This window comes from Paenibacillus sp. G2S3, assembly GCF_030123105.1.
GTDB lineage: Bacteria > Bacillota > Bacilli > Paenibacillales > Paenibacillaceae > Paenibacillus_AQ.
In genome coordinates this window covers 4,020,995-4,046,300 of the sequence record NZ_CP126095.1, presented here as the reverse complement: position 1 = coordinate 4,046,300, position 25,306 = coordinate 4,020,995, and the positions used below count along the sequence as shown (strand labels likewise).

The 25,306-nt window shown below is 39.4% G+C and carries 30 protein-coding genes; 26 read left to right on the top strand and 4 right to left on the bottom strand.

Annotated elements, in window-relative coordinates:
* The first annotated feature begins 54 nt into the window (after positions 1 to 54).
* Positions 55 to 399 (top strand): putative quinol monooxygenase, encoded by a 345-nt coding sequence (locus QNH28_RS17640; protein ID WP_283907846.1) that lies wholly within the window; start codon positions 55 to 57, stop codon positions 397 to 399.
* A 90-nt stretch (positions 400 to 489) separates the two neighbouring features.
* Entirely contained in the window at positions 490 to 945 is a 456-nt protein-coding gene (locus tag QNH28_RS17635; protein ID WP_283907845.1) for a VOC family protein, read from the top strand.
* Positions 946 to 1,062: 117 nt separating this feature from the next.
* Here QNH28_RS17635 and QNH28_RS17630 read toward each other — a convergent pair whose 3' ends face one another.
* The gene (locus tag QNH28_RS17630) at positions 1,063 to 1,875 is read right to left on the bottom strand and encodes a class I SAM-dependent methyltransferase (protein ID WP_283907844.1); all 813 of its coding nucleotides are present in this window, start codon (positions 1,873 to 1,875) and stop codon (positions 1,063 to 1,065) included.
* A 306-nt stretch (positions 1,876 to 2,181) separates the two neighbouring features.
* Between QNH28_RS17630 and QNH28_RS17625 the strand changes: the two genes are divergently transcribed.
* The 5 genes from QNH28_RS17625 to QNH28_RS17605 all read left to right on the top strand — a co-directional run bounded on the left by QNH28_RS17625 (position 2,182) and on the right by QNH28_RS17605 (position 5,996).
* The gene (locus QNH28_RS17625) at positions 2,182 to 2,529 is read left to right on the top strand and encodes a VOC family protein (protein WP_283907843.1); all 348 of its coding nucleotides are present in this window, start codon (positions 2,182 to 2,184) and stop codon (positions 2,527 to 2,529) included.
* A 306-nt stretch (positions 2,530 to 2,835) separates the two neighbouring features.
* On the top strand, positions 2,836 to 3,576 hold the full coding sequence (locus QNH28_RS17620; protein WP_283907842.1) for a class I SAM-dependent DNA methyltransferase: 741 nt from the start codon (positions 2,836 to 2,838) through the stop codon (positions 3,574 to 3,576).
* 186 nt (positions 3,577 to 3,762) lie between these two features.
* Complete coding sequence (locus tag QNH28_RS17615) at positions 3,763 to 4,659, top strand: GNAT family N-acetyltransferase (protein WP_283907841.1); 897 nt, start codon at positions 3,763 to 3,765, stop codon at positions 4,657 to 4,659.
* 312 nt (positions 4,660 to 4,971) lie between these two features.
* The gene (fabZ, locus tag QNH28_RS17610) at positions 4,972 to 5,400 is read left to right on the top strand and encodes a 3-hydroxyacyl-ACP dehydratase FabZ (RefSeq protein WP_283907840.1); all 429 of its coding nucleotides are present in this window, start codon (positions 4,972 to 4,974) and stop codon (positions 5,398 to 5,400) included.
* Between the two features lie 101 nt (positions 5,401 to 5,501).
* Positions 5,502 to 5,996, top strand: a complete 495-nt coding sequence (locus tag QNH28_RS17605) for a GNAT family N-acetyltransferase (RefSeq protein ID WP_283907839.1) — start codon at positions 5,502 to 5,504, stop codon at positions 5,994 to 5,996.
* Between the two features lie 174 nt (positions 5,997 to 6,170).
* Here QNH28_RS17605 and QNH28_RS17600 read toward each other — a convergent pair whose 3' ends face one another.
* Together QNH28_RS17600 and QNH28_RS17595 are read right to left on the bottom strand one after the other, a co-directional pair.
* A complete protein-coding gene (locus QNH28_RS17600; protein ID WP_283907838.1) occupies positions 6,171 to 6,572 on the bottom strand; it encodes a VOC family protein in 402 nt (133 codons plus the stop codon).
* A gap of 149 nt (positions 6,573 to 6,721) precedes the next feature.
* Complete coding sequence (locus QNH28_RS17595; RefSeq protein WP_283907837.1) at positions 6,722 to 7,582, bottom strand: LysR family transcriptional regulator; 861 nt, start codon at positions 7,580 to 7,582, stop codon at positions 6,722 to 6,724.
* Positions 7,583 to 7,765: 183 nt separating this feature from the next.
* Here QNH28_RS17595 and QNH28_RS17590 point away from each other — a divergent pair, with 183 nt between their 5' ends.
* The 14 genes from QNH28_RS17590 to QNH28_RS17530 all read left to right on the top strand — a co-directional run bounded on the left by QNH28_RS17590 (position 7,766) and on the right by QNH28_RS17530 (position 19,355).
* The gene (locus tag QNH28_RS17590) at positions 7,766 to 8,953 is read left to right on the top strand and encodes an MFS transporter (protein ID WP_283907836.1); all 1,188 of its coding nucleotides are present in this window, start codon (positions 7,766 to 7,768) and stop codon (positions 8,951 to 8,953) included.
* A gap of 269 nt (positions 8,954 to 9,222) precedes the next feature.
* Entirely contained in the window at positions 9,223 to 9,774 is a 552-nt protein-coding gene (locus tag QNH28_RS17585) for a glutathione peroxidase (RefSeq protein ID WP_283907835.1), read from the top strand.
* A gap of 189 nt (positions 9,775 to 9,963) precedes the next feature.
* Positions 9,964 to 10,317 (top strand): nuclear transport factor 2 family protein, encoded by a 354-nt coding sequence (locus tag QNH28_RS17580; RefSeq protein ID WP_283912193.1) that lies wholly within the window; start codon positions 9,964 to 9,966, stop codon positions 10,315 to 10,317.
* A gap of 332 nt (positions 10,318 to 10,649) precedes the next feature.
* Positions 10,650 to 11,000, top strand: a complete 351-nt coding sequence (locus QNH28_RS17575) for a hypothetical protein (RefSeq protein WP_283907834.1) — start codon at positions 10,650 to 10,652, stop codon at positions 10,998 to 11,000.
* A gap of 216 nt (positions 11,001 to 11,216) precedes the next feature.
* Positions 11,217 to 11,639, top strand: coding sequence for a GNAT family N-acetyltransferase (locus QNH28_RS17570; RefSeq protein WP_283907833.1), 423 nt, complete (start codon positions 11,217 to 11,219; stop codon positions 11,637 to 11,639).
* Positions 11,640 to 12,235: 596 nt separating this feature from the next.
* Positions 12,236 to 12,532 carry a hypothetical protein gene (locus QNH28_RS17565; RefSeq protein ID WP_283907832.1) on the top strand — a complete coding sequence of 99 codons (297 nt, stop codon included), beginning with the start codon at positions 12,236 to 12,238 and terminating at the stop codon, positions 12,530 to 12,532.
* A 221-nt stretch (positions 12,533 to 12,753) separates the two neighbouring features.
* Entirely contained in the window at positions 12,754 to 13,593 is an 840-nt protein-coding gene (locus tag QNH28_RS17560) for a GNAT family N-acetyltransferase (RefSeq protein WP_283907831.1), read from the top strand.
* Between the two features lie 187 nt (positions 13,594 to 13,780).
* Entirely contained in the window at positions 13,781 to 14,248 is a 468-nt protein-coding gene (locus QNH28_RS17555) for a DUF2691 family protein (protein ID WP_283907830.1), read from the top strand.
* A complete protein-coding gene (locus tag QNH28_RS17550; protein WP_283907829.1) occupies positions 14,217 to 14,753 on the top strand; it encodes a PM0498 family protein in 537 nt (178 codons plus the stop codon). Before QNH28_RS17555 ends, QNH28_RS17550 begins: the two co-directional genes overlap by 32 nt.
* Before the next feature lie 173 nt (positions 14,754 to 14,926).
* Entirely contained in the window at positions 14,927 to 15,520 is a 594-nt protein-coding gene (locus QNH28_RS17545; protein ID WP_283912192.1) for a chloramphenicol phosphotransferase CPT family protein, read from the top strand.
* A 437-nt stretch (positions 15,521 to 15,957) separates the two neighbouring features.
* Positions 15,958 to 17,172, top strand: coding sequence for a WG repeat-containing protein (locus tag QNH28_RS17540; RefSeq protein ID WP_283907828.1), 1,215 nt, complete (start codon positions 15,958 to 15,960; stop codon positions 17,170 to 17,172).
* A 345-nt stretch (positions 17,173 to 17,517) separates the two neighbouring features.
* Positions 17,518 to 17,865, top strand: a complete 348-nt coding sequence (locus tag QNH28_RS29650; protein WP_074087491.1) for a DUF6713 family protein — start codon at positions 17,518 to 17,520, stop codon at positions 17,863 to 17,865.
* A gap of 229 nt (positions 17,866 to 18,094) precedes the next feature.
* Positions 18,095 to 18,511, top strand: a complete 417-nt coding sequence (locus QNH28_RS17535; RefSeq protein ID WP_283907827.1) for a CDI toxin immunity protein — start codon at positions 18,095 to 18,097, stop codon at positions 18,509 to 18,511.
* Between the two features lie 262 nt (positions 18,512 to 18,773).
* On the top strand, positions 18,774 to 19,355 hold the full coding sequence (locus QNH28_RS17530) for a hypothetical protein (protein WP_283907826.1): 582 nt from the start codon (positions 18,774 to 18,776) through the stop codon (positions 19,353 to 19,355).
* Positions 19,356 to 19,887: 532 nt separating this feature from the next.
* Here QNH28_RS17530 and QNH28_RS17525 read toward each other — a convergent pair.
* Entirely contained in the window at positions 19,888 to 20,055 is a 168-nt protein-coding gene (locus QNH28_RS17525) for a DUF4083 family protein (RefSeq protein WP_231573285.1), read from the bottom strand.
* A 293-nt stretch (positions 20,056 to 20,348) separates the two neighbouring features.
* On the opposite strand from QNH28_RS17525, the gene QNH28_RS17520 reads away from it, so the two are divergent.
* The 5 genes from QNH28_RS17520 (at position 20,349) to QNH28_RS17500 (ending at position 25,286) form a co-directional block, all read left to right on the top strand.
* Positions 20,349 to 20,699 (top strand): hypothetical protein, encoded by a 351-nt coding sequence (locus tag QNH28_RS17520; RefSeq protein ID WP_283907825.1) that lies wholly within the window; start codon positions 20,349 to 20,351, stop codon positions 20,697 to 20,699.
* Positions 20,700 to 20,858: 159 nt separating this feature from the next.
* Positions 20,859 to 21,365 (top strand): P-loop NTPase family protein, encoded by a 507-nt coding sequence (locus QNH28_RS17515; protein ID WP_283907824.1) that lies wholly within the window; start codon positions 20,859 to 20,861, stop codon positions 21,363 to 21,365.
* A 595-nt stretch (positions 21,366 to 21,960) separates the two neighbouring features.
* Positions 21,961 to 22,518, top strand: coding sequence for a DEAD/DEAH box helicase family protein (locus QNH28_RS17510; protein WP_283907823.1), 558 nt, complete (start codon positions 21,961 to 21,963; stop codon positions 22,516 to 22,518).
* Positions 22,519 to 22,750: 232 nt separating this feature from the next.
* A complete protein-coding gene (locus QNH28_RS17505) occupies positions 22,751 to 23,182 on the top strand; it encodes a hypothetical protein (RefSeq protein WP_283907822.1) in 432 nt (143 codons plus the stop codon).
* A 490-nt stretch (positions 23,183 to 23,672) separates the two neighbouring features.
* The gene (locus QNH28_RS17500) at positions 23,673 to 25,286 is read left to right on the top strand and encodes a response regulator (RefSeq protein ID WP_283907821.1); all 1,614 of its coding nucleotides are present in this window, start codon (positions 23,673 to 23,675) and stop codon (positions 25,284 to 25,286) included.
* The last annotated feature ends 20 nt before the right edge of the window (positions 25,287 to 25,306 follow it).

Here is a 25,306-nt window from a genome sequence, read left to right as displayed (position 1 = left end):
AGATGATATGATACATAGATTTTAAGGCTAAACTTATTCAGTTGGAGGATATTTATGAGTAATAATAAAGAAAACGTAATACTTTATATAAGATTTAAAGTTAAAAATGGGAAAAAGGAAGAATTCAAAGAATTATTATCTGCTAATATGCGAGCCTTGGAACATGAATCAGCTTTTGTAAGTGCCATTCTTTCAGAGGATATTGATAATTCAAATGAGGTTACACTTTTTGAAATCTGGAAAGGAACAAAGGAAAGTTGGTTAAAAGAAGAACTTCCTAAACCTTATAGAAAAACATATGAGCATCAACTTGTGGATTTAATCGATGAAAGAATTATTAGCTATCTTACACCGACAGATGAGTGGAGAACTGATTTAACAAACAAAAAGATAAATTAATAAATGATTTAAAGAGTGACTTGTCTAAAAAACAGGTAATCGGGACGAAAGATTTTACATGATTCTACCAAAAAAATGGGAGGGATTTGTGTGAGTGAAGAAGTAATCGAAAAGAAAGCAAAGTCCAGAGTAACACTGGGAAAACCAATTCAGGTTCGTCTAGTTTCCGACCTGCAGAAATCGCAGTCCTATTACCGTGATTGCCTCGGATGTTCTGTGGATGATTGGGGACATACGGAACGCGATGACATGTGTTTCATACTTCAGCAAGCTATTTCAAGCGAGGATGTAAAACCAAATGTCGTCTCTGCAAAGCGCCTGAATTATCCTACAGAATGGATAGGTCCTGACTACGGCTGGGATACTTTCCTGCGCATCGGTTGGGAGGAACTAGACCAATTTGTCGAAGAAGTGCGTGTGAATGGTGGCAATATCGGAATCGAACCGTTTACGGGAGCACACGGCGATTGGGAATTTAAGAATGCCCATATCCTTGATCCTGACGGATACAATATTGTTCTAGGTGCAATGCGAAAGATTAAGTAACGATAGCTTGTCATTAAGCTAACGGGACAAGTTAGCTCAAATACGATAAGGCAGCCGTTCAGTCAACATGATCGGCTGCCTTTGTTTAACTAAAGGGCAGTTATCTTCAACTACTTACTATAGTTTTCTTGCTTTGATTACAAAAGTTACAGGAAGCATCTTTGCTTTTTTTGCAAAATCGTCGTTATCGCCCCGCGATTGCATAAGTTCATCATCAGATTGCTCAATCATTTCTTCAATGACAAACCCCGCTTTTGAGAGCGCATTCACATAGGTTGATAGTTTACGGTCAGATAAGGTTAGCGTACTTTCGTCAAGAGTTACTGTATACCAAGATTCATCGAAATAACATTTTTTAAAAATAAGCATATCATTTTCTGCAACAACACATTTGTGTATAGGGTGAGACCAACTGAAAATAAATACGCCGTCTTTTTTTAGGTAAGAAGCAATCCTGCTAAAAGTACCCTCAAGGTCGGTTGTCCAGCCTATGGCATAAATCGAATAAACAAAGTCAAAATAATCCTCTGGTATGCCACATTTTTCTTCCATGGGAGAACAGATTAATTTTGCTGAAAGTCCACACGACTTCAAATATTGCCCTGTCTTCTCGATTTGGTTTTCTGATAGATCCATACCCCAGAGTTCAGATGCTTTGCGTTCCCCGTGATACTGTAAAGATTGACCGCTTCCACAGCCTATCTCTAGCATCTTTTTTCCTGAAACATCGCCAAAAAGTTGGCATTTTTCTTCTGAGAGAAATGCTCCATATAAAGGAAGTGAGGTTGCTCCTAAAATATCATTTCCTTTTGTATCCCAAAATAAGCTGTTAGTTTCATGAATAACATTCTTGTCCATATCGACTGAGATAGCGCTACCAACCTCGCCAGCACCTATAATATTTGTTCTATAAACAGAATTCTTGTCCATGCCGGTACCATCCCCCAATATAAATAATATGAGTTTAAACATTTATCCCGACTTGCGTTATTTATCCCAAAATAATGTACCATTTTTCTATGAATCAATCTACCTAAAATCTTCCATATATCATCTGTTTTATCTCGCAGACTCATTGCACTAACGGAACAATAGTGGAATAGTGTTTGCAACGGCAGCAGATTTTTTTTGTTCTATTAATGGGCAAGATAGTTGAAAAGGAACTTAAATTTAAATCTCGAATATCTAATGTGAACGGATAGCTAAAGAATTTATAACAGACAGGAGATAAATACGATGATAAAAGGTTTTGGAGGAATATTTTGGAGAACTAAGAATCTTGAGGTTATAAAAAAATGGTACAGTGAGGTCTTGAAGATTGAAATAGATAACTGGAATGGGACTGTGATAAAACCCCAATTAGGAAACGAGACTATCTTTTCTTTCTTTACCGAGGATGACAATTATTTTCCAACTGAACAACAAGTGATGTTAAATTTCCAAGTACATGATCTAGACGAGACTATTAAGCATCTTGAACACATTGGTGTACCACTTGCAAAGAAAAAAGAGATTAGTGAATTTGGAAAGTTTGTTTGGATTGAAGATCCTGAAGGTCGACTGATTGAACTTTGGGAGAAATAAAGAGTTACAGATTATTGCTGTTGAGCACACGGAGGCGTTAGTTCAATAAGTCACAAAGGCAACCGGCCACAGGATTGGTTGCCTTTGTTCGTTGAAGTAACGGGGTGCATAGTGCTTGACGACTTAAAAAGTAGTTATGTAAGGTTCGATAAAAATTGATTATAACTATGTATTACCAAATGAATTATCAAATAAATAGTAAAATATTACTGTTAAGCTCAATCGTCGTCGATAGGCTTACAATTGGATTATCTTTTCAGCGTCTATATAAGCACATATTTTTCCATATTGAAAGGGGGCATGGCGTTGATTGAACATAGCAATCTAGAAGAATATCAAGATCCTGTAAATTACGATCTTGAATTTGACGGTGAAATGGATAAATATCAGTTCTATCTTGAGCTTGCTAGATCGAATCCTGGGGAAGTGTTAGAACTTGCTTGTGGTACAGGCTTAACAACGATACCCCTGTCGAAAGCCGGCATAACGATGACCGGTGTAGATATCTCTTCAGCGATGCTCGCATATGCGCGATTGAAGGCGAAAGGGTTGACTGTTACTTTTATGGAAGGCGATGCCCGTACCTTTGAATTGGACAAGCGATTTTCGATGATTTATTTGACTGGTAATGCATTTCAGGCATTCTTAAGTGATCAAGATCAAATCGATTTACTTACTACCGTTCACAAGCATTTACAACCCGATGGAATCTTTGCATTCGAGACCCGTAATCCGGAGGGAACGGATTTATCCGACCAAGAGGAGACGGAATGGGGATCCTTTATTGATAAGGATGGGAATAACGTCAAGGTATCAGGCACACAATGTTACGATGCTAGCCAGCATATCATGCATTGGGTCACGAAGCGTGATTGGGGGGATAAGCGAACGACTTCCCGAATTGCTTGTCGGTTCACGGATAATGCTACGCTGCATTCTTTATTAAACCGTCATGGCTTTCACGTCGAACATCAATATGCTGAATGGGATAAAACGCCGTTCTCTCCGTCATCTTCATCTATCATTAGCGTTTGTAGAAAATGTTAGGAGAGACGTAATGCGTTGCAATAGAGAAAATCCCCTCAGGTCGAGGGGGTTTTTAGTGATCCTAAGTTTTAGCATGCTTTTCGCATTCATACCGATATATGTCCCCCGATGTCAGATTACAAGAACATGTTTAATCGACATTACATAATCTTGAGAGCGTCGATTATATTTGAAAGGTGAATGCCGATGGAACTAATAATTGAACCCTATAAACCCGAAAGGGACGCAGCTTCAATCATAGCCATGTTGTGTAAAAATGAACAGTTTAATGTGTTTCAACAGAGTAACAAAATGCTCTCAGAAGGTATATTTGTTGCTCGTTACAACGACTTAACGGTAGCTTTTCTCTCTTTTGATGATTTTAAGAGAAGAGTGTTGACGACGATATTTGTTAACGAAGAATACAGAAGAATGGGCATTGGTGCCGCACTTATGGCAAAGGTGGATAAAATACTTTCTCAAAACGTAGCTGTTGAACGTTCGATAGGTTTCTGTAAAGATGGGGACCGTTGTTCTCTGCAATTTTTATATAAGCATGGTTATTACATAAGTTATTCATCCTTTATCATGGAGCGTGAAGGTGTACCTCTTCCTGAAATTAATATTACTGTAAGGCAATACGAAGATGATGATTATGTAATATGCCATAACATTTGCGAAATAGCTTTTTACGAAATGCATGAACGCGCGGGGATTCTTCCGTCTTACTATTATCCTCCTAACGAAACGGAGCGGATGAGATTCACCGAGGATAGAAACAATAGATTCGTGATGCTTATCGAGGGTGAAATAGCGGCAGTCGGAATTATTGACGGGTTTGAACTTAGTCATGTATCCGTTCGTCCAGATCTTCAATCACGAGGATACGGCAGAGCTTTTATTTCATTTCTGGTAAATGAAATTGGGCGAAGGGGTGGGGAAATCGTGACACTCGGGGTTGTGAAAGGCAATCCTGCAGTAAAACTGTATAAGAGTCTTGGTTTCAAAGAAAAGTCATTAAACCACTGGGTAACAAAATATTACAAACTGGACACTCGATTGAGCAGACCACCTAGCGAGATATATCCTAAAATGACTCGTTGAGCTAACAGGTAATGTTATTGGAATAGCGGTTGCTTCAGCAGTCGTATTTTATTTGTTCAACAAACTGGAAGGATAGTATGAACTGATTACCGAATTACAAGTCAAAAGAATGCTCAGAATATGGGTAGGTGAGAATTGAACTTTACATTTAAATACGCAATCATTCTCTCTAGCACCAGGTATAGAATAGATTAGAAGTGTTCGATATTTCAGAAGAGATTGGAGAAAGCATGAAGAAGATAGACTAGATTAAAGTAAAGGAGTTCGTAGCGGAGTCATAGATGTCAATAAACTCATTAGGGAGGCAAATCCATGTTTGATATTGAAAGAATTAAAGAGATTATTCCTCATCGAAATCCATTTCTCTTGGTCGATAGAATATTGGAGATTAATGAGGGGAAAAGAGCTGTTGGAATTAAAAATGTAACCATTAATGAACCTTATTTTCTAGGTCATTTCCCTGACTATCCCGTAATGCCTGGAGTCTTAATTGTAGAAGCACTGGCACAGGTCGGTGGAATCGCTATGTCGAACGTTGAGAGCAACAATCATAAAATAGGCTTACTGACTGGGATTGATAGTTGTCGTTTCAAACGACAAGTAAAACCAGGAGACCAACTCCTTCTTGTATTTGATGTAATTCGAACCAAGGGACAAATCGTCAAAGGAAAGGGCGTAGCTACGGTTAACAATGAATTGGTATGTGAATCTGAAATAATGTTTGCATTCAGTTCGATTTAGATTTTAAGTAAACGGGCAGTTTAGCTTCAGAAAAATATATATCTAGATAAGCTTATTGTCGAAAAGAATCTATAACCGCATAAAACAAAAGGAGAGGTACTTTGAAAAAAATTAGGGAAGCAACAAAAGAGGAAATGATCGAAATTTATAAGATGGGCTATGATGTTTGGGGAGATAATCTGCCATATGAAGAATATATAACTATGTGCCGAGCTTCCAAAAAGTATAAAAAGGGAAAGTGGTACGTTCTTGAAGCAACAGATACAAAGCAACTATTAAGCTCCCTCATCGTATATGAACTAAATCTTTCTAATGACCAAAATGTAAAAGGGATTGGTTCAATTGCTACCCCTTTATATTTAAGAAAAAAAGGATATGCTTCTTTATTGGTCAAAGAAACGATAAATAAACTTGAACAGGAAGAAAAGTGTAACAACTTTTTCCTTTATAGTGATATTGGGATAGAATTTTACAAAGAATTGGGTTTTATTGTACTACCTAATGAGTTTCAAAAATATAAAGACAGTGTTTGTATGTATTACTCAAAAGAAAATGATATCGACTCCATAGTACTTGATATCCCCGATTACTTTTAAAGCACATCTTTATTGAAGTAATGGGATACGATAGGCTAGTCCAAGTGATTTGTATAAGTTTAACCCACGAATTTTTCCTTCTAAGCAACGATTTTGATTTGAATTACAGATATGAGATTACAGGGGATGTAAAAAAACGCAGGTAACCTTAAGTAGGTGACCTGCATTTTCATATTAGCGTTTCGGCATTTTGCTCTCATCCATGTACAGCAGGTTCCAGCGGTGACCGTCCAGATCGGCAAATCCTGCGCCGTACATCCAGCCGTCATTTTCACTCGGCTTGCTAAAGATATTTCCACCAGCAGACTCAACTTTTTGAATAAAGGTATCTACTTCTTCTCTGCTTTCAGCGCCAATGGAAAATATTACTTCTGCGCTATGGGAAGTTTCTGCGATTTTTGAACCTGTAAATTTCTCAAACGCCGCATCCGGGAACAGCAGAATCGTTGTTTGACCTATGTCAAGCTTGGCTCTCTCGTTACCAACGCTCACTGCATGGAATCCAATCTCATTGAAAAAGGCAGTTGATCTCTCAACATCTTTGACTGGAAGGTTAATCCAGATCTCCTGTGACATGACTGTAGCCTCCTGGGATATATTTTTAACCACTCCTACTATACTCTACTTCTGGCAGCAGAAGCGAATCTTACAATAGAATCCGCAATGACATTTCTGTCATGCATTATGCGGTTTCCTTAGTAACTTCTCTCCATCTCAACTCACCCTTAATTGAAATACTCGATAGTTTTCTCAATAAATGCCTTGGCCGATTTTGTTAGAAAACGGTCGGATCGATGAATGATCTCAAAATGACGGTATGGCGGATCGTCTGTAATTCGGATGCAGCGTAGTGTTGGTTCATTCATCGCTTGGATCAGACGATAAGGCAGCAATGTTCCTCCGACGTTGGCTTTAACTAAGCTAATAATGGAAGTAGCCGAACTGGTCTCCATGATCGTATTTAAACTGAATCCATATTTACGGCAATAGCCATCAACCAGTTCTCTGCCTGTAAATCCTTCGGGGAACATCACAGTTTGGATATTACGCAGTTCTTGGATTCCAATCGTGCTTCGTTCAGCCCAATCATGATTCTCGGAAACGACGAGTACATATTCTTCACTGCACAAAGGAATGCGTACAAGCCGATCATCAGGAGCAGACGTGATCTCGATCCCGATGTCTACTTCATTATCCAGCACTTGATTCAAGACGTAGATCGAAGAGATAACCTTAAGTTGCACCTTGGGGAATCGCACATGAAAATTCACGAGCAATGGGGTGAGCCGATAGTCCAGATCGGAAGGGAGAACACCAATTACTAACCTTCCTCGTTGATCATTGCGGAATTCAGCTAACGCATCCTGGGTATTCTGTAAATGCCGCATCATCTGTACACAGTGCTCCAGAAACAGATTTCCTGCCTGGGTCATCACAATCTTTTTGCCGACTCGGTCAAATAAGGGAACACCGAGTTCATCCTCGAGCGCGCGTATTTGTTGACTCAACGTAGGTTGAGATATGCCAAGTTTCTCAGCTGCTCGTGTAAAATGAAGCTCCTCACACACAGCAATGAAGTTTTCCATCTGACGAATCTCCATATGAATACCCTCTAATCATTGGTTTTAGTAATCATTTTAATAGAAACTATAGTATTGTTCAATCATTCTAAAGATTCTATACTTAATCGTGCACCACCCAACGATCTGTCGTTAACAAATTGGATCATGAGTGAATGCAACGATACTACTACCATGAGGTGATCCATAATGAAACTTTTTTATATCGTCTTGGCGCTTATCCTAGCTTCACTGAATTTGCGACCACCCATTACATCCATTTCTCCTCTAATGAGCACCATACAGAATGATCTGGGTATAAACGGGATTACCGCCAGTCTGTTAACCACACTTCCGGTATTATGCATGGGCATATTTGCTCCGTTCTCCGTAAGATTAAGTAGAAAGTGGGGAAATGAGGGCGCAATTGCTCTGGCTTTAATTCTTATTGGGTTAGGTACGGGATTACGATGGTTTATTGGTACAACTCCTTTGATGATGTTCACTTCTTTTCTGTCCGGTGTAGGGATTGCATTGGCAGGGCCGCTGTTGTCCAGCTTCATTAAACAGTACTTCCCTGACCGAGTGGCAGCCATGGTCGGTATCTACTCTACAGCGATGGTGATGGGGGCTAGCATTAGTGTGGGACTATCGGTTCCACTTCAGCATATGCTGGGTGGTTCGTGGAGAGGCTCGTTGGCTTTATGGGCATTACTCGCAGCCATTGCATTGCCGATCTGGTTGAGATTAGCCTGGTCTGCGCGCATAGATCGACAATCCGGTAAAATTTCGAGTGTACTTAATGCACCACTTCCGGTGAACAACAAGCGTGCCTGGGTGCTGACATTATTCTTCGGGCTGATGGCAGCGATCTTCTATTCGTTGACGGCTTGGCTTGCACCAGCAATCCAAAGCCAGGGGTATAGTCAAGAGACGGCCGGCAACATTCAAACCTTATTCACATTGATATCGCTGCCTTCTACGTTGTTCATTCCTATGCTTGTACACCGATACCAAAAACGTGTATTCTGGCTTGTCGGGTGTGCGTCATTGGAGTTGATGGGTGTCCTGATGCTGAACATATCGGTTAGCCCCTGGCTGGCGGCGATTCCGCTCGGTATTGGAGCGGGTGGACTGTTCCCAATTGCACTGATGTTGCCCATTGATGAAACAAACAATGCTCAGGAAGCCAGTAGCTGGTCCGCTATGACCCAATCTGGTGGCTATATTCTCGGTGCGCTTGGTCCGTTAGCCATTGGCTGGCTCCACGATGCAATGGGCAGCTTCGTTCAAGCATTCTATGGTTTGGCCGTTATCATCGTGCTTCAGATTATCGTTCAATTGGTTATAGGAAATAAAAAAAGTTCTCCAGCAAGTTATGATGAGCCGCAGAGCTGAGATGATGTACTATTTTCATGATTAATTTAGAAACGGATTTTGTTGGGGGGAAATAAGTAGAGGAGCTTCCTATATGGTAGCTCCTCTTTTCTAGTAAATTAACGGGCAATATACTAAGGTAATATTGGAGAGATACTTTTTGTAATTAATGATTGAGCTTTGCTCATTATAGGCTCATTCTATAAAGATTATTTCTTTTATATATTAGACCAATAAATGCCTATAGCGCTATTATGTTATTTATAATAGGAACGCGGAGGAATGGTCTGATGTCTATTTATGATTTTCAAGTGAAGTCAATTAATGGTGAGCCTGTTGAATTGTCAATTTATCGTGGAAAAGTTCTACTTATTCTGAACACTGCCAGTAGATGCAGCTATTCTCGCCAATTACCTGATCTTCAAAGGCTTTACGAAATTCACCATGAACAAGGGTTTGAAATACTAGGTTTTCCTTGTAACCAATTCAACGAGAAAGAGCCAGAGAGCAACTCGGAAGTACATGAATATTGTGAGAACAACTTTGGAGTTAAGTTTCCTTTATTCGAGAAAGTTGAGGTTAGGGGACCGTCTGCTCATCCTTTATTTCAATATTTAACACAGCAAGCACCATTTCAAGGATTTGATACTGAGACATCAGGTGGTCAATGGATGCAGGAATTTCTGCTGGAAAAGTATCCGGACATATATGCCGGTGACGGGATCAAGTGGAATTTCTCAAAGTTTTTAATCGATCGAAACGGCCATATATATGGTAGATACGAAACAACGACTGAACCATTTGACATAGAGTTATTTATTGAATCACTTCTTTTAAAGTAAATGAATCCGATTAGTGATTAAGCTAACGGGCAGGATATCACAACTTCCAACTACTGGAACCGTATAAGTAAAAGGCATGTAATGTATAGCATAAAACAAGTGGTGTTTCAGTAAAGACCTTTGGTCATTCTTGAAGAACATTGCAAAGGCAAACATTTCAACCAATAGCCAAGAGAGAAGGGATAAAAAATTAACGTCGATTCGATAAAAAAAGATCTACTCAAACTTGAAGAAAAATTATTAGAACCTGAGGTTCGAACTTCAGCAATAGAGCTTTCTAAATTACTCGCGGATGAGTTTTTTGAATTTAGTAGCTCAGGCAAGGTGTGGAGTAAAAAGGAAGGGCTTAGTCCGAAAGGAATTGGTGTTGTCAGAATGCGACTAAGTGATTTTGATATTTATCCTTTGTCTGAAGATACAGTTTTAACGACTTATAAAATATTCAACGAAGAAAAAATGCAGTACTCGTTACGTAGCTCAATATGGAAATATAAAGATACAAAGTGGCAAATGATTTTCCATCAAGGTACGCCTATCGCTTAAGCTACCGGGAAACAGTAGTTCAATAATACACATTGATGAGCAGGTGCTTCGGTATCCTGCTCATTTTATTAAACTAACTGGCAGGATTGCGTGGTGGTAGACTGATGCCTCCGCATGAATATTGAGCAGTAAAGAACGGTTTAAATTAAAACCAACCTTCCATTTATTAGGATTCTATTGCATAATCATTAGCACAATAGAAGTTTGAACTGAAGGTGGGGGAAAGACAGATGAATGCTTTTACATAAAGCGCTGCTAATGAATATGCTCTGGCCAATGACATTGAAACGTGGGTTCATCTTTTTTTAAATGGAGAAGGCGACAATATAGTCATGTCAGAAAACTTAAAAAAGAAAAAACGATATTGGCTAGGACCTATTGAAATTGACATAAAATATCTGGAAAGAGTAGTTGGACCAGAAGAACATTTGGAATATGTAGAGGAAATTAAATGGTGGAACTATAACATTGATCAAATTTGCAGTAGATTAGAATCTGGATGGGACATGCCTCCGTTGATTGCAGAAAATGGAAATGGGAGTTTTAGATTACATGACGGTAATCATCGACTCGGTGCATTACAGAAATTAAATAGGGAAAAATATTATCTTATTATTTGGGACGATCATTCATATGAAGACATAATAAATCATTTAAAAAATTGTGGTATTAATATGAAATGATAGACTTTATTTGAATGCTATTTGAAAAGTTACGAACTTCATTCACGCTTCGAAGCCTGACGACTCCTCGGTTCGCCCGAAGAGGTAGGAACTAAACTTACGAGACACTATAGTGGAATAGCGGTTGCTTCGGCAGTCGTTTTTTATTTGTTCAACTAACGGGCAGGTTAATGGAACTAACTTCGAGAATGGTTTAAGGAATAACTAAACAGGGCGGTGGCTTCCTTGATTAATCTAAAGGATTTTAATGACTTAAGCGTAGTTAACAATCTATTATCTGAATGCATGTGTTCTGATGAAGAAAGAGTTAATGCAGAGATAACTACATACCTTGAAGATAATTCAAGGGGACTTTATGGAAGGTTTTTAAACGATGAGTTAGTAGGTTTAATTGGCGTAATACATGGGTCAATAGGCGAAGTTGAACTAAAACATATCTCTATAAAGCAAGATTATCGCGGTAAAGGTATTGGGAGAAGGATGATACATGAATATGTGCAAGCCAAAAACATAGTAAAAATGAAAGCTGAAACTGATAAAGATGCTGTTGGGTTCTATAACAAACTTGGGTTCACGATAATGAGCCTCGGGGAAAAATACCCAGGAGTCGAACGTTTTGAATGTATTTTCTTACTATAAAATGATTGAACTAACGGGAAACGATAGTTCAATAATACACATTGATGAGCAGGAGATACGGTATCCTGCTTTTTTCATTGAACGGGCAGGATGGTTCCAATATATGGTATATTTATAAGACGAAATCCTACTTATTGGAGGCCATAAGAATTGTCCAATCCATTATTGGGGTATGGTAGAGGGAGCGTGATGTAGTGGAAAAGATAGCTGGAATTTTTTTGTTTTTTATTTTTATGATTCCTATGTATGGAGTATTAATATGAACTTATTTTTGTCCTGAGGATAGTTTATTATGGGGGAAACGATGGATGTATAAAGAAGAGCCTGAAGTATCTGAGGGGGCAATTCGTTATGCAAAAGTAGCCTCATTGACAGTTATTGTGGTACTGACTATTATATTTGGAGTCCTAATATTTAGTTAGCATCAACGTCCGTTTGTACTTTTTTGATTCTCGTGATACCTCAATCTTGTTCAAATAAAATCTAGGGTTGTTCCCAATAGTAAGCAAAAAGCGGTTAACCTAACGGAGAACGATAGCTGAAATATAAGTTGATTAGAGGAGTCGAGACATTAAGGCAAAAGAATATACAAACCGGTGAATGCATCAACGGTTCTTTTTTTTTGGTCTAGCGACATTCTGTTAAAAGACGTTAGAGGAGAGGACTCAATGGATTTGGAAAAAATCAGAAAAAACTTGACATGCCCGGATTGCCTGGAAAGCGAGATCAAGATCGCGCATAGCTTTGACGAGGGTGGCATCTATTCGCGGACACCAATGAAAAGACCGGAGCGTACGGATTATCAGCACCTTAGCGACCGGATTCTTTTCATTTGCGGCCAATGCGGTTGGATTCTGCGAGAATATGCCGAAAGCACGAGTAAGTTAAAGTAGAACTTGGGCTGGAAAATATGACAGTGAAGGAGCTGCTTGCTTGTAACACCTTTCTCGTTAGTTGAAGTAACTGGCAGTTTAACGAAATTTTCCAGGTAATAACAATACATTATTCAACTAACGGGACACTATAGTGCTGGGGCTGCCGCAGACGGCCCCTGTTCGAAACGAAACAAACCTTCTTGTATGCGTCACTATAACCATAGCGGAGGAGTGCCTAAGTGTCTTTTATTCGCATTGAAAGAGATCAGTATCATGTTGTTAAGGGATTATTATCTGGGGCGGAATCGGCATTTACGCCCTTTCCACTCTCAATTTTAGAAGAAACGATTGATGGAATCGTCTATGTAGATAACCAAGATCATCCTCAGTGTGCCGCTGTAATGTCCAGCGATTTTATCGGGGGACGTTTGATTGGTCATGCTGTTAATAAAGCGTTTAACGAAGGATTTATTTCTACGATGAAAGATCATTTTTTCGTAAATGGTTCTGCCAATGACTTTAGATTATTCTGGTCAACCGTCTCCGAATCATGGGATGAAATCATTTTTCGCGTATTCGGTTACAGGGTTTTTTGTATTAGTAGGACACAATTTGAATTTGACCGTCATGTTTTCGAAAGTCTAGGACTAATCGGAAATGACGAAGGCATGTTTAGAATGGATGCAGCGATGCTTCAGTCGTATGAACCACTACGTAGAGAGATAGAAGGTCTTTGGGGAAGTATAGAAAAATATCTACAGCATGATGTTGGATGGGTCGCTTTCTCATCAGATGGACAAGGGATAGGATTGTGTCATGCTGCATTTATTGGGGGCGGATTGGCAGAGCTCTCCATCCATGTGAATAAATCAGCGCGAAGTCAGGGTTTTGGCTTTCAACTTGCGAGAAATTTCATTGGGGATTGTTTGAATCGAGGTGTAATACCGAATTGGACTTGCGATACTCAGAACGTGCCTTCATTTCAAATGGCACAAAAATTAGGATTCAAAGAGAATAAAAAATACAATTTGTTCTCTTCGATCTATACCCCAATTTTGCATGAACCGAGTAGGACCTGACTCTTTATTTAAACCTCAGGCTTTCCCCTTTCTTCAAAGCCATTCCCCTTCCGTGATGCCATCTAAAGCTTCAACTGCGGGCGGGAAATGCTATACCAATAAATTCCGATTATCATTACCCTAACGGGTACGATATTTAAACGGCTGAGAACGCAGCCCGTTTGAATTGATGGGAGGAAGCGAGCAAATGAACAGAGGAGTCCAATTTGAGATACCGAATGAATGGGGTAGCCATCTTGGCGAGGAACTGGAGCCTTTCAATATCAGTCAATTTGATTGGTATATTGGTGGAGAGGAAGCATATCAGGATACTGGGGAGGGTAAAATTGAACCCATGTTCCATGGAGAGATATATGGAATGAAGTGGCAAGACCTCAGTGAAACTTTGAAATCAAGAGTTTATTATATGACTTTCGCGAATTTCAAGGCATATTTAAAAGGTGAAATCATTAAAGATGTTCTCACATATGAGGAATTCTTAAATAGTCAGTGCCAGTTGGTTCTGTTGTTGGGTGACTCCTTGTACGTCACAATTTATTGTAAGTACGACAAAATACTTAATGATTTATATCTGAATGGAGTCAGAAAAGGATATGAGAACGTTGAGTATATTACCGACGAAAATGATTTTAGAACAAGGCTATCTGTGTGGTAAACATACACGTTCCTGTTCAACTAACGGGAAACGTTTGTTCAATACATTTATTCATTCAATTACCTTGGAGGTTACCATGATAACTAATGAAGCGATGTCTACACTATTGCTTAAAACCAAACCTTCAGGGGCTAGTAATAACGATGAATACGCCCATTTTGTTGAATGGGATGGCTGTATTTTAATTAGTTGTTTTGCAAGAGATTTACCGAGTAGTTTCGATAAAACAACTTACTCAGACCGTACAGAGTGCGAGACATCGATAAACCACTTGCACTTGGAGAACCTTTCTATAGCATTAGAATTAATTGACGTATGGGAAAAGACACTCCGTCGTAACTTCGCAGGGGAAAAATTTAATATTGTAGTTACTTGTGAACCTGATGGTAAAGAAGCTGTTGCTCGTTTTTATCAGCTAAGACCGGAGGAAGTTGCCTGGTTGAATGAAGAAAATGATCTCGAGAATTATAAGCATGAAGCAATACTTCTTCTAAAGGTGCATTAACTTAACGGGACACGTTAGTGGAATAGCGGTTGCTTCGGCAGCCGTTTTTTATTTGTTCAACTAACGGGCAGGATAGTTTAATCGTTTCTCGAATATTTTATGAGTTGGATAATTTTATAAACTTTGTGATTATAACGTTATCTGAAAAATACGTTTTTGAAGGGACGATTAAATTGAAGCAAGGGATATTAGTTTATCTAAATGGAACTTCAAGTTCTGGAAAGACCTCCATATCGACTGAACTGATAAATCAGAAAGAGATTCCTTTTTATCATTTATCAATTGATGATTTTTTTAATAATTACAATGATTTTATTAATAATAAATTTCCAGATGAACCTCCAAGAGAAATAGATCATCAAGTTGTCTCACAAATACTTGATGATTCCATATTCTCAGTGTTCCATTCGACAATTAAATTGTTATCAGAATTGGGTTTTAATGTAATAGTAGATACCGTAATCGACAATGACAAGAGGTTTAATGAGTTCCTTGATCAATTTTTCGATCAGCCTACGTTATTTATAGGTGTAATATGCTCGAAAGAAGAACTCATAAGAAGAGAGCAAGCAAGAGGAGATAGAAAAATTGGATTAGCAGCTTCACAGTTCAGCAAAGTATATTGCTTTGATGAATATGACCTCGAAGTAAATACTGAAGAGATGAATCCAAAAGAATGTGCCGAAAAGATATTAAGTTTTATTAAGTCCAATAAGGAATACTCGGTATTTAAGAAATTAAGTAAAAGAAATGTTAATGTCTCTTAGAAGGCGTATTCATCAGATAACACCATATCAAGCATTGGGGCTATCGCCTCTCGGTCTGTCCGAGGGAATTCGGAATTAAGCTAATGGGGGACTATGGTTAAACGAATCAAGGAACAGTATGCCTCGGCAGTGTTCCTTGTTTTTATTAAGTTAACGGGCAGGATAGTTTAGAAAACTAAGATTGATAAAAATGTTAGTGGGTATTAGGCGAACATCTTTCTATAATAAGTTTAACTGATTTACCATAACCGAAAGCTTGGTGAATAGATTATGGCGATGAAAGATAGGCAATTCGATGAATACATGAATTACAGCTAAGAGAACTGGGTCCGATAAGTAGGGAAAAATCACATTTCACCAAATAGCAGCTCCTGTGTCCGTATGACTGCGGAACGAAACAGCATTTTTCTGATCAGCAGTATGTGGGCGGGCGAAATGTGGGATTAAGTGAATGTTTTTGTGATTTATTACCAATCACGCACAACAAAACCGGTACAAGCGTCGTCTATACTAAAGAATGGAAAATAGTCTCTGAGGAGCGTGGACAACAGGTGCTTAAAAAGATGGCTCTTACCCTTCTATTTACGACGATGGTATTCAGTACAAACGTGGCGGAGCAATCGCTGGCTGCCAGTGCGACCGCTATGCAGGCGCAGACAGGCGATCAACTGTATCCGATTGAAGTTAATGGAAAATACGGTTTCATCAACGGCAAAGGCAAGGAGGTCATCGAGGCGGTGTACGACGGATACGGGTATTCAGGAGTATCCGGAGGGACGGTGTATGTAGAGGACCATGCGGCTAAAAAGCAATATTATTTCAGTTCGGCGGGCAGCGAGCTGTTCGAATACAAGCTGAGAGATGCCGGCATTCTTTATAATGACCGTGCGCCGTATATGACGAAGGTTCAGAACGATGACGGAGCTACGGCGACACGGTACGGATATATAGACAGCCATGGCAAGGTGAGCATACAGCCCATCTACGCCCGGGCGTTTAATTTCTCCGAAGGTCTGGCTCGGGTCAATGTGGGCAAAGCATCGGGGTACATCAACACGAAGGGCGAGCTGGTCATTCCGTACCGGTATAGCTCGACGTCCGATTTCTCTGAAGGTATGGCGACCGTAGTGCTTGCGTTCGGCGGCAAATACGGCTATATCGACACCACCGGCAAGCTCCGCGTTACGCCCCGGTATGATTACGCCACACCGTTTTCAAACGGGGCGGCAGTAGTTTACGTGAACGGAAAATACGGGTACATCGACAAAAACGGCAATTACCTGATAAAACCGCAGTTCAGCATGGCGCAGCCGTTCTCGGAAGGACTGGCTTTTGTCGAGCGGAATGGAGTTACCTTCTACATCAACAAGAAGGGCACCAAAGTCATCCAGGGCTTTACAGCCGGAGGTTTGTTCAAGGGCGGCCTGGCTCCGGCCAGCCAGGGGCAGAGTTACGGCTATATCAATACATCCGGCCGCTTTGTGATCAAGTCGCAATTCTATTGGGCTGACGCTTTTAACGGCGAATTAGCGGTGATCAGCTTGCTCGTTCCGAATTCGCGCGAGGAAATCAGAGGGTACATGAACCGCAGCGGAGCGATCGTCTGGCCGCCGGCTTCCGAACTTCCGAACGGAGTGACAAAACTACAGTAAGGCAGAACAACTGAGCTTCACAGATTGTATCTTAAAAAGAGCGCATTACAGCTAATGAAATTATCGAAACTAACAATATTAACTTGCTGTTAAATTCTAATGGCAAATGGATGATAGCATCAATATTATTAAAAAAATAACAGATCCTCAGAATAGGCTAACCGGACACGATAGTTGAATAATACATCACATTGATAAGCAGGTGCTTCGGTATCCTGCTCTTTTTATTAAGCTAACGGGCAGTTTAATGGAACCCTCCATGTTTCGAAACGTAATTATTTTATGATGTGATTAAGACTGAGTATATTCAATAAGTGAGGTGTAACTTTGTCATCAATTTTACTAATGATTTTTTCAATTAATTTTGCTCTCCTACTTTTGCACGAAATGGATGCAATAAGAGCCAAAGAATGGAGAATGTTTATAATCCTAAAAGATATGGAAGATAAACGTGCATTCAAAGTATTTACAATTTTGCATCTACCGCTATATACTTTTTTACTGTTTTCATTTATAAGTCAACATCTTTTATCTTTCGTAATAATAGATCTATTTTTAATTTTTCACTCGATCGCTCATTTTTTCTTTGAGAAGCATCCAAATAATAATTTTAAGAACTTATACTCAAGATTAATTATATATCCAATGGGCTTATTGGGTTTGTTACATCTTGTTGGGTTAATGTATTTTTAGCAAAAGGTGTCGGTTAAAATAATTGCATATTACGCTAACGGAAAACTATAGTTCAACACTGAGAGGGGCTGTCGCTAGACAGCCTTTCGTTACGCTAACGGGCAGTTTAGTTTAAGAATGTGGTACATTTTATAAATAGTCGGTTAGTAAAGGAGCATTATCCTGTGAATAGGGAAGAAAGAAAAAAGCGTTTAGAATATCTAGTTCAAGAAAGAAACATGAAGAAAAATTGGAAAAAGAGAAACGAATTTCGGAGATGTTAGAGCTGTTCCCAGAAAAGGACAAAGTGGATATATTAGATGAGAGCGAAAGTGATAAGATTGAAAGTAAAATGACAGATTGTTTTCCGATTGGATTTTGGGGAAGAATTGATTGGGAAAAGGTAAATAAAAAAATTATTCTTACTAAAGAAGACATATTGAATATCCCTACCGTCCTATCTAATCAATCTTTGGACACTTCAGTTCCTGTTTACCTTATTGTTGGGATATATAAATACCCATTGGTAAAGACCTCCTTATTTACAATACTAGAAAGCATTGAGGATATTATGGATATGGGACCAGACCAATGGATTTATAGTCCATCGTTAAGATATGTAATTGAATTTTGTCATGATGAGGTAATAACAATAGGCTGGATATGAGGTGCTTATTAAGCTAACGGGACACTTTAGTTCAATAAACCAACAGTAGTCTAGGACTTATTTTTTAGTTTAAGGCAACTGTTAGTTTTTTATATTGGAACCCTCAAAACGAGTTCTTTTGGAATTCGCTAGTAAGCAGTATGAGTCTACTGCGATGTATCTACGTACTGCAAATGACAATGGAAAGTGATTAAACTTTGGGCAGAATAATTCAATCATTTATGCGGAAAATAACCCAAACATTTATGGGGGATTCTGTTCAATGTTACGGAGAGGCGTTTTGATTTTTTTGATCTTGTTAAGCGGCATTAATGTAATGAGTAAAGCCACAGCATCCACCAGTTCAGGGATCACATTAGTAGACGCTTTCCAGATCGGTCTTACAGAATCAAGAAAATGGGATGCTCAGGCGAATCTAATCTCAATCACGAGTGTTGGTTACACAAGCTCAACACCACCATCTACTCTTGGTATTGATGGCAAAAGAGAAGTTTGGAATTTGCTCTTTGGAAATGGTCAAAGAAATCAAATTTTAATCATTAACATAAAAAAAGGTAAGATTGCGATTACGCGAACTGTACAAGGAGATATTCAAGACTTTGAAATTATTCCACAAAGTGATCTCATACTTGACTCACCTAATATGGTGCAGATTGCGATTGAAAACGATGTCAAACCAGGGGAAGGATGGGCTAAAGGATATCATTTCAACGTTATAAAAGACCATCAAGCCTTGTTTTTTGGAGTAATTGGGCAGAACAAGTACGGTATGATGAAAAAACTGTACATGGACAAGACAGGGAAGGTTATGGGTTCCGAAACGAAAAATGAAGGTCTGAAATAACTTTTCCTCCATGAACTCATTGAACTAACGGGACAAGTTAGTGGAATAGCGGTTGCTTCGGCAGCCGTTTTTTATTTGTTCAACTCCCATGAAAATTAAATCCGCGAAAAACCTCAAAAAGACAATAATAAATTAGACCTAGCCGAATGATTTTAAAAAAAGGCTGAGCCTGAGAAGAGTTATGAAATTAAAGAACCAAAGCCCTTTCATAGCTGAAAATAAAAAATGAGGCTGGTGCAGCAACCAGAGTAGGATTAATCTCCCATGAGTGCTTCCCAAAAGGGAGCGACAATCTGTGATGCACCGTGGTCGTTGGAGTCAGACTAACGGATGGGCTCTAAGGCACCATAGTTGATCGACCTTCCTCTCCCAGCCATAGTAGCAGTATTGACGGATTCTAACCATTTTCATCATCTGTGGTGCGGCGCTTGCGCTGCATGTATGGCTAACGGGCAGTTTAGTTGAACAAAATAAGTGGAGGTTTTCTGTCACATTTGACGCATATTGCGACATAAAAAAAAGATAAAAGTGATTATGCACCCTTATCTTTTTCAAGCAATTCTATTATTCTGTCTAATTTTTTCTCTATGCTAGCATTTTTATCTGAAACCTTGTTTTTAGTAAGATAATCTCTTTTTAACAGTAAAACCAAGGGAATCGCCCAAACAAATGCCAATGGTATTAAAAAAATATATTGCAAGATAACACCTCATTAATGGTTATTGTTTTATTATAACAAACTAAAACTAAAAAAAAGAACTTATTTGAAGTTATTTACTGCGCAGTACGAAGATATTGTGTAATAAAAGAAAGCGTGCTCGTTCAACTAACGGAGAACGATAGCTCAATACAGGCAGAAGTAGACTGCCTTGAGGACCAGCTGCTTCTTGTTATGTTAACGGATAGAATACTACCAATATGATCTAAAATGAGTTGGGATTATATCCCATGACACACGTTGAAGAGTTAATTAGGAAAAGGAGGAAGTGAAAGGTGCAGGTCTTCGATACACGTCAAATTAACAATTTAATGACTGGGGTTGGCCTTGCTTGTGAACTTGAAGCTAACACTGAAATGAATCGAGCTTTCGTAAAAGTACAGGTTATTAATGAACAGAAATACTTAAATAAGTTAGAACCTGAATCGGCTAGGTTTTACTTAAGGAAATATGAGGTACTCACAACGTATCTAGAAAATGAATGGGATGTTACAGACGACGAACTTGTCGAATCGATTCATGAAATTAATATTATAGGAATCAAAAATCTTGAGAAATATCTGGCTAAGTATCTGGATGATTTCGGAAGACTGGTATGCGAGTGGAGTTGTGAAAATCCGTTGTAGATGGAGAAATGAAGTTACGCTAACGGGACACTATAGTTCAACACTGAGAGAGGCTGTCGCTAGGCAGCTTTTCGTTACGCTAACGGGAGGATAGTTTAAACAATACGACGAAATACACTCAGCATAGGTGCTTCCACGAATACAATCAGGAAGAAAGAGGTGTTAGCAATCCGAATCCATATCATCGGCGGCTCAGGAAGCGGTAAATCCTACATCACGGCGTTATTGAGCGATAAACTCCATATCCCGCATTACGATCTAGACGATATCTTCTGGGATCATCAATCGAACGAGTATGGCGTAAAGGCACCGGAGGATGAGCGTGACCGCCGGCTCAGAGAAATCATCGGTCTCGATTCTTGGATCGCAGAAGGCGTATACAGGTCGTGGGTAGGGCCAAGTTTTGCTGCTGCAGATAAGATCGTCGTACTGATGACGCCGTTGTCCGTTCAGGAGGAACGGATCTGGAAGCGTTATGAAGAGCGTATTGCGGACATCTTCCCAAACAAGAAGCGAGAGACGCTTGAAGGCATCCACAACTTGTTGGCATGGAATAAAGACTACAATCTGACGAAGCTGCCTAACTTGATCGACCATTGGGACTATAAGGACAAAATGATCCTCGTTCGCGATAATTTGGATCTTCTTGAACTTCAATTGATGTGACTAGTTTTTTCTTGTTCAACTACCATGAAAGAACGGGTCAACTTTCATGCTCTGTGGTGCATTGCAGAGGATGCATGGATGGCTAACGGGACACGATAGCTCTATAAAAAGGTGAAGGCAGCCGGATTCTTATCGGCTGCCTTTTCTCAACTCCCATGAAAATTAAATCTGCGAAAAACCTCAAAAAGACAATAATAAATTAGACCTAGCCAAATTTTTTTAAAAAATAGGCTGAGCCTGAGAAGAGTTATGAAATTAAAGTACCAAAGACCTTTCATAGCTGAAAAATTAAAAATGAGGCTGGTGCAGCAACCAGAGTAGGATTAATCTCCCATGAGTGCTTCCCAAAAGGGAGCGACAATCTGTGATGCACCGTGGTCGTTGGAGTCAGACTAACGGATGGGCTCTAAGGCACCATAGTTGATCGACCTTCCTCTCCCAGCCATAGTAGCAGTATGGACAGATTCGTCGACCCATTTTCATCATCTGTGGTGCAGCGCTTGCGCTGCATGGATGGCTAACGGGCAGTTTAGTGCAATAAAACTTTACCAATTGTGGTACTATTATTAAAATGACTTCGAAAAGTGGTGATATCATGAAATTTGTTTTGATATTTGGTCCTCAGGCAGTAGGTAAAATGACAGTAGGGCATGAACTGGAAATGATATCTGATTTAAAATTGTTCCACAACCATATGACGATAGAATTGCTGGCTCCATATTTTGGCTTCAGTAGTGAAATGTGGGGATTATCGGATAAATTCCGTCAAGATATATTTGAAGCAACCGCCGTCAGTAAAATGTATGGAATGATATTCACATATGTATGGGGATTCGATTTGCAGAGCGATTGGGATTATGTCGATAAAATTTGTAAAATATTTGAGGATCAAGGTGCAGATGTCTATTTTGTTGAGCTTGAAGCCGATCTTGAGGAGAGAATAGAGCGTAACAAGACTCCCCATAGACTTGAACATAAACCGACAAAGAGAGATATCACATTCTCTGAACAGGATCTAAAACAGACAATGGAGCAACATCGATTGAACTCGTTAGAGGGAGAAATTAAAAAAGAAAACTATTTGAGAATAAACAATGCGAAAATCAACGCTCGTGAAGTTGCTGAAATCATAAAAAATAGATTCGCTTTATAACGATTCTTGTTAAACTAACGGGACACGATAGTTGAACATAAAGGGTTTCACATATTAGTCATGACTAATATGTGAAACCCTTTATTATATCTGACTTTCTTAAATTTAGGTCTTGATAAACTGAGGAAATAAAGTATTAGACTGTCGAGGGCATTAAGCTAAAGGGCAGGATAGTTATAAAATCGATGTGGCACCATATGTGGATAAAATTGTAAAATAATGAGCGCAATAAATGAAAAATCCAAAGGTGATCCATTTGAAAATGAAACAAAGCTTATACGTTTTAGTCTTAATCGGTATAGTTTTAACAAACTCAAATTTAACTTTAGCATCGAATACAGGAATTAGAGAAAAACAGCTTGAGGAAGCCTTATTACAACAGCTACATTCTTCAATAGTGTCAGCACTCAAGAGTATTTACAAAACAGAATATGTTATGTTTGGATGCAAACAAATCTCATCGATTAATACACTTGTCACACTTGAAAATCAGGATAAAGAAAGCATACGTGCGGATGCAATGCATGGAGGAACATACTTTGAATTGACCATAAGCCTATGTAATGTAGGATCAAAAGAGGACTATGTTGAACTGTACTTCAAGAATGATACTCCTGGTGCTAATTACTATTTGGTCGACTATAAAATCACACCTAAAGATTAAACTCAAGGGAAACGTTAGCTCAATAAACCAGCGCTAGTCTAGGACTTAATATTCCAATCCGAAACTGCCGCTGGTTTTATATTTGAGGCAGTGCAAGACTTTTTTAACTTCAGACATTAAAAAGAATAACAGGTGAGCAGTAACGGAGGGGAAGTTTGGAACTGTAGGAGCGATAGCGACCGCCCGAAAGCTTTCCGTAGGAAAGCTCGCATCGTAAGCATAAGCTGTCTCCGGATTTCAACCGTAATCACGGTTAAATTATAGAAATCTGGGGACAACAGCGGCCGAAAGTCCAAACATTCCCTGCAGTTACGACCGCCCCCTTTATGAGCACTTTTATAATTGAAATTTAACATTCTTAAATAACTGCAGTTTCTCCTTAAAAAAGTTCATTCCCACACAATGCACCAAAGAATGTTTGTCTGTTATCATTAGAATAAGTTTATTAGGCTACTGTGAGATGATTTTTCTAGGGTAGGAGGACTGCAGAATGAAGACAATTCGAGTATTACTTGCCGATGATGAACCGGTGATATTACGTGGCTTAAAAAAACTGATTTCTTGGGAAAACCTCGGACTCAGCATCGTTGGAGAAGCCAGTGACGGTCTTGAATTGAAACAACAGATCGAAGAACATAGTCCTGACTTGATTATTAGTGATATAAGCATGCCTGGCTATACAGGAATAGATATCATCCGCGAGCTTCATGAAGCTGGCAGGTCGGTAAAGGTTATTTTTATTAGCGCTTATCAGGAGTTTACATATGCCCGTCAAGCACTGCAATATGGTGCGCTGGATTACTTGGTGAAGCCAGTGAATAAGAACCAGCTGGAGCAGGTCGTTAGTAAAGCTGTTTCGCTTATTCGTCAAGAGACTGAAGGAGAACGCAACAAAGAAAAGCTGAACCATTATGAACAGAGAAACCACAGATTAACCATCGAAGAATTGCTCGATAAGCTGACGGACGGTAACAAGGGGACGGCGGATACCCTACAAGATATGGGGATTATTGCACTCAGTCGGTACGTTAGTATTTGTATAGTGGAGGCGGATGAATCCTCAGGTCAGCCATCCAGATGGGAGGAGCGTGAACGTAAGCTGATTGATTTTGCGCTCTCTAACATTATTAAGGAAACTGTAGAGCAAAGAGAGAATAGTTATATGTTCCGCAAAGGTGAACGTTTTTGCATTCTACTTCAACATGAGCATGCAGAGGAACCAGAGAGACTGGCAGAGGATCTGCATGCGAAGATTAATAGTTTTCTCAAATTGAAGGTATCCATTGGCGTGGGCAACACCGTAGACGGAATGGACGAAGCTGATGATTCTTACCGCAACGCTTTGAAAGCGCTACACTGTAAATATTTCGCAGGGCTAAATCGTGTCTTATCTTATAGAAAGAATCCTTTCGAAAATGAATCGTTAATCATAACTCCTTTGCATGAAATACAATCCACCCTAAGCATCGCCTTGAAATCTCAAAACAAAGAGCAAATAACATATGAGAGCTCGCGATTACTTCAGACGATTCGGATCATGGCTGATGGGAATAGAAATCAAGCGGTGTCTACCGTTTATAATGCGATCCTCCAACTTGAACAGGAGCTTATGCAATTTGGTGTGGAGGCAGGTCCTTCCGTTCAGGATACTAGTCCTATGCTTCAGCGAATGGCTAGTCTTACTACGTTTCAAGAAGTTGAGGAAGAGTTTCGATTGATTCTGGGTAAGATGTCTGAGCAAATCAGCAGTCGAATGGGCAACAAGGAGCTAAAGCTACTGTCACAAGTGAAGGCTTATATTGATGAGCATTATCCAGAAAACATAACGCTGGAGTCTATAGCAGGGATGATGTTTATGAACTCCTATTATTTCAGCAGCTTTTTTAAAAAGCATAACGGTCAGAACTTTAAGAACTATGTAACAGAGGTAAGAATGAATCACGCACTCCGCCTATTGCTGCAAAGCGATATGATGGTTTATGAGATTGCTGACAGTGTAGGATACAACAATGCTCGGCATTTTAGCGACATGTTTAAGAAGAAATACGGCAAACTGCCACAAGAGTATAAGCAATCCTTCAAAAGCCAATCGTCAGATGGATAGCAAAGGGGATGCCTTCATTT

Excerpts from the sequence above, each read along its gene's own strand:
- fabZ (WP_283907840.1), top strand. The coding sequence starts at position 4,972 with ATGTTTGATATTGAAAGAATTAAAGAGATTATTCCTCATCGAAATCCA.
- QNH28_RS17510 (WP_283907823.1), top strand. The coding sequence starts at position 21,961 with ATGAAATTTGTTTTGATATTTGGTCCTCAGGCAGTAGGTAAAATGACA.
- QNH28_RS29650 (WP_074087491.1), top strand. The coding sequence starts at position 17,518 with ATGATTTTTTCAATTAATTTTGCTCTCCTACTTTTGCACGAAATGGAT.
- QNH28_RS17500 (WP_283907821.1), top strand. The coding sequence starts at position 23,673 with ATGAAGACAATTCGAGTATTACTTGCCGATGATGAACCGGTGATATTA.
- QNH28_RS17630 (WP_283907844.1), bottom strand. The coding sequence starts at position 1,875 with ATGGACAAGAATTCTGTTTATAGAACAAATATTATAGGTGCTGGCGAG.
- QNH28_RS17600 (WP_283907838.1), bottom strand. The coding sequence starts at position 6,572 with ATGTCACAGGAGATCTGGATTAACCTTCCAGTCAAAGATGTTGAGAGA.
- QNH28_RS17615 (WP_283907841.1), top strand. The coding sequence starts at position 3,763 with ATGGAACTAATAATTGAACCCTATAAACCCGAAAGGGACGCAGCTTCA.
- QNH28_RS17625 (WP_283907843.1), top strand. The coding sequence starts at position 2,182 with ATGATAAAAGGTTTTGGAGGAATATTTTGGAGAACTAAGAATCTTGAG.
- QNH28_RS17505 (WP_283907822.1), top strand. The coding sequence starts at position 22,751 with ATGAAAAATCCAAAGGTGATCCATTTGAAAATGAAACAAAGCTTATAC.
- QNH28_RS17530 (WP_283907826.1), top strand. The coding sequence starts at position 18,774 with ATGTTACGGAGAGGCGTTTTGATTTTTTTGATCTTGTTAAGCGGCATT.
- QNH28_RS17555 (WP_283907830.1), top strand. The coding sequence starts at position 13,781 with ATGAACAGAGGAGTCCAATTTGAGATACCGAATGAATGGGGTAGCCAT.
- QNH28_RS17590 (WP_283907836.1), top strand. The coding sequence starts at position 7,766 with ATGAAACTTTTTTATATCGTCTTGGCGCTTATCCTAGCTTCACTGAAT.
- QNH28_RS17640 (WP_283907846.1), top strand. The coding sequence starts at position 55 with ATGAGTAATAATAAAGAAAACGTAATACTTTATATAAGATTTAAAGTT.
- QNH28_RS17595 (WP_283907837.1), bottom strand. The coding sequence starts at position 7,582 with ATGGAAAACTTCATTGCTGTGTGTGAGGAGCTTCATTTTACACGAGCA.
- QNH28_RS17550 (WP_283907829.1), top strand. The coding sequence starts at position 14,217 with ATGATTTTAGAACAAGGCTATCTGTGTGGTAAACATACACGTTCCTGT.
- QNH28_RS17575 (WP_283907834.1), top strand. The coding sequence starts at position 10,650 with ATGTCAGAAAACTTAAAAAAGAAAAAACGATATTGGCTAGGACCTATT.
- QNH28_RS17585 (WP_283907835.1), top strand. The coding sequence starts at position 9,223 with ATGTCTATTTATGATTTTCAAGTGAAGTCAATTAATGGTGAGCCTGTT.